General features: G+C 71.2%; 4 protein-coding genes and 1 riboswitch. Of the genes, 1 reads left to right on the top strand and 3 read right to left on the bottom strand.

Features of this window, described 5'->3' with window-relative positions; genetic code table 11:
* From ACFWPJ_RS30015 to ACFWPJ_RS30005, 3 genes are all read right to left on the bottom strand, one after another.
* A partial coding sequence (locus ACFWPJ_RS30015; RefSeq protein WP_378856459.1) for a hypothetical protein occupies window positions 1-283 on the bottom strand: 283 nt, incomplete at its 3' end.
* A complete protein-coding gene (locus tag ACFWPJ_RS30010) occupies window positions 280-1,311 on the bottom strand; it encodes a FecCD family ABC transporter permease (protein WP_378856457.1) in 1,032 nt (343 codons plus the stop codon). The genes ACFWPJ_RS30015 and ACFWPJ_RS30010, both read right to left, overlap by 4 nt.
* Before the next feature lie 54 nt (window positions 1,312-1,365).
* Window positions 1,366-1,429: riboswitch (cobalamin riboswitch) on the bottom strand.
* 314 nt (window positions 1,430-1,743) lie between these two features.
* Window positions 1,744-2,322: a TIGR03086 family metal-binding protein gene (locus ACFWPJ_RS30005; RefSeq protein ID WP_378856455.1), complete on the bottom strand. Its 579-nt coding sequence runs from the start codon at window positions 2,320-2,322 to the stop codon at window positions 1,744-1,746.
* Window positions 2,323-2,384: 62 nt separating this feature from the next.
* On the opposite strand from ACFWPJ_RS30005, the gene ACFWPJ_RS30000 reads away from it, so the two are divergent.
* Window positions 2,385-2,624 (top strand): DUF6597 domain-containing transcriptional factor (locus ACFWPJ_RS30000; RefSeq protein ID WP_378856453.1); only part of this gene is annotated, 240 nt, incomplete at its 3' end.

Here is a 2,624-nt window from a genome sequence, read left to right as displayed (position 1 = left end):
CGCTGTCGAGGTTCGCGTGGGCTTCAGCGCTGCCATCGCGGTGCTCGGTGCCGTTCGCCCGGTCGTCGAGGGGATCGTCCGTCGCCGCCCGCGGGACGTGGGTACGGGCCACGCCGGGACCATCCGCCGCGGTGCGCGCCTCGGAGCGGTCGTCGTCGCGATTCGTACCGGCGGAATCGACGGGCCGCGGGGACAGCGTGGCGCCCTGGTCACCCGCGTGGCTGCCGGGCCCGCCGTCGGCGGCCGGTGCCGGACGACGAGCAGTGTGGTCGTGCGCGGTCATGACGTGCCGAACTGGTAGCGCCGTCTGCCCATCAGGAGCAGAAAGGTCGGTGCACCGATCAGACCGGTGAGGACGCCGACGGGGATCTCGGTGGGGCGCACCAGGACCCGGGTCGCGGCGTCGGCGATGACGAGGAACAGCGCGCCGCACAGGGCGCAGGCGGGGAGGAGGTTGCGGTGGCGTGGACCGACGATCATGCGCGCGGCATGGGGGACGACCAGCCCGACGAAACCGATGCCGCCCGACACCGCGACCAGCACGCCGACGAGGACCGCCAGCAGGATGAACAGTCCGATCCGCAACCGTGGGACGGGCACGCCGATCGAGGATGCGGTGTTCGCGCCGAGGGTGAGCGCGTCGAGCCAGCCCGAGATGGCGATGAGCGCGCCACCGCTGATGAGCACCACGGTGAGGGGCAGCGCGATCGTTGTCCAGTCGGCGCCGGCCAGGCTGCCGAGCAGCCAGAACAGGACCGATTGGGCGGCCGCCGGATCGGTACTACGGAAGACGAGATAGCTGCTGAGCGCGGCGAATGCCGAACCGAGCACAGTTCCGGTCAGCACCAAGCGCAGCGGTGTGAAGCCACCCTGGGCGACCGCGACGAGGAATATCAGCGTCGCTGCGCCGAACGCGCCGACCAAGGCGCCGCCGGACAGCGCCCAGATGCCCGCGCCGGCGAAGAGCCCGGATGTGATCACCGCCGCGGCGCCGACGCCGGCACCGGAGGACACTCCGAGCAGGAACGGATCGGCGAGAGGATTGCGCACCAGGGTCTGCATCGCCGCGCCCGCCAGCGCGAGGCCGGCGCCGACCACGGCGGCCAGCAGTGTGCGCGGCACCCGGAGCTGCCAGACGATGGTGTCGATGCCAAGGTCGGCGGGTGTCGTCCCGGTCAGGCGGGCGCCGAGGGTGTCGAGCACCGCGGACACGGGGACGATCTCGGCCCCGAAGCCGGTGGCGCCGAGCATGGCGACCAGTAACAGCGCCCCGAGCTGGGGCAGGGCGAGCGAGACCCGGGCACGGATCATCGCGGGTTCACCACAGGCAAGGCGCGGCCCTTTCGGAGGGTGCCCGGTGAGGGAGGTCTGACTCTCGCCGCGAGGCGATCACAGTGGCGCGACCGTTCCGGAATTGCACCGGATTCCCACACCCACCGGGGAGGACACATCGACTCTAGCGCGGCACCCGGTGCCACACCTCCGCCTCCCCGGAACTTCTACCGGCCGAGGGTTCGTGATACCGGTGTCACCGGGGCGCCGGTTTGGTGATCGCGCCGTGGCAGGCGTTCCCGGTGAGTTACCGATGTCCGCGCGAGTTCGGTTGTCGCCGAGTGAACGTCGGCCGAGGTAAAGCTCACGGTGACGTGAAGGCTTCTCGACGCGACGCCCGACTGATTCCAGAGTCGCGGCCTGGGTGGCCGAGGATGCAGTCGCGTAGGGGAGTCACGGCACGGTGGCGGTCTACTTCCAGGCGGGGTCGCGGCCGGTGAGGCCGAGGATGCGGTCGAGGAGAGGAGCGTCGGGAGCGACGGGGACTTCGGGTCCGTAGATGCCCATCTGGCGGCCCTGGTCGGCGGTGGCTGCGGTTTCGTCGTAGGCGTAGCGGAGCAGGTCGTCGTCCCACTGGACGGTGGTGCCGAGGGCGCGGGTGAGGTCCCAGGTGTGGACGATCAGTTCGCCGACGACCATGCCGCCGACCAGCGGCGCGGGCAGCTCCATCGGGCCGCCCATGTGCGTGACGCCCTGCCAGGCAGCGGGGGCTCGCCAGGCGGTGGTGAGGTCGTCGAGCTGGGTATCGAGGGTTGCGGGCCAGTCGCCCTCGGTCAGATCGACCTCGGATTCGGCGGACGCGGGCGGGGTGATCGCTTCCTTGCGTGCCGCGCCGATCAGCGACGGACCCCAGAACAGCAGGTGGTTGAGCAGGGCGCGGACGTCGAACTCGGCGCACGGGGTCGGGGCGGTGAGGCGATCCGGCGTGATGGTGCGCAGGAGCTTCGACAGCGGTTCGGCGGCGCGCGCCACGCGTTCGGTTTCGGACATACATCGAGGTAACCACCGCGGCGCGGGTGCTGTCTTGAACAAACGCGACATACACTCGCCGCGTGGAGCGCGATCCGCGGGAACTCGGGGGTGCCTGGCGTGCGTCGCAACGTCACGCGTTCGCCGCGCCGTCCGGGGAGCTGGCGCGTTATGTCGCGCGGTACTGGACTGTCAGCTGGGAGTACGAGCAGCCGTACCGGCAGCTGGTGGTGCCGTTGCCGAATGTGCACCTGAGCTTCCGCGGGGGGGGGGGGGCGGGGGGCGCGGCCGGGGGGGGGGGGGGAGTAACAAAGCACCCCCAC

Origin of the sequence: Nocardia sp. NPDC058497, assembly GCF_042720195.1 — a bacterium.
GTDB lineage: Bacteria > Actinomycetota > Actinomycetes > Mycobacteriales > Mycobacteriaceae > Nocardia.
Note: the sequence above shows the minus strand (reverse complement) of the source record. Positions and strands in the feature narration are given on the sequence as shown.